Raw genomic sequence first — 440 nt, 5'->3', positions numbered from 1 at the left:
AGATATTACTGATATTGAAGTGGAAAATGCACTTTCTTATTTGATGGAATTTGCCCAAAGGACTTCAGTGACGCCCGAAGTTTTATCAGAATACGGTGAGTTGATCATGGAAAACGATGCACTTGAATTGACTCGTTTCTATTTCAAGAATGATTAATGAATGAAAATCATTTCCAGCCAAGGACATTTTGACAATGTTTTTGGCTTTTTTAATTGTGTTTGACGAATCTGGCGTACCTCTTATTGAGGTGAGCCAGATGTTGAAAGCGTTGAACCAAAGAAAAGAAGTCATCCTAGCGAAAGGGGCAAAGAAATCCTCGGGCCCTTTTTATTGCCCAGGCTGTCAGAAAGAAGTGATTTTGAGGCAAGGACTTAAGCGACAGTCCCACTTTGCCCATCAAGCCACCACTGATTGTCAGACATACAGTGAAGGGGAGACG

General features: G+C 41.1%; 2 protein-coding genes. Both read left to right on the top strand.

The annotated features are described in order from the left end of the window. A partial coding sequence (locus P3R27_RS14795; RefSeq protein ID WP_318036151.1) for an adaptor protein MecA occupies positions 1-157 on the top strand: 157 nt, incomplete at its 5' end. Between the two features lie 37 nt (positions 158-194). Further along, positions 195-440, top strand: a 246-nt coding sequence (locus P3R27_RS14790) for a competence protein CoiA family protein (protein ID WP_301399179.1), incomplete at its 3' end; no start/stop codon positions are given.

The sequence above is a fragment of the Enterococcus spodopteracolus genome (genome assembly GCF_030441955.1).
GTDB classification, from domain to species: Bacteria; Bacillota; Bacilli; order Lactobacillales; family Enterococcaceae; genus Enterococcus_B; species Enterococcus_B spodopteracolus.
The sequence above is the reverse complement of the archived record's forward strand: the minus strand, read 5'-3'. Positions and strand labels throughout refer to the sequence as shown.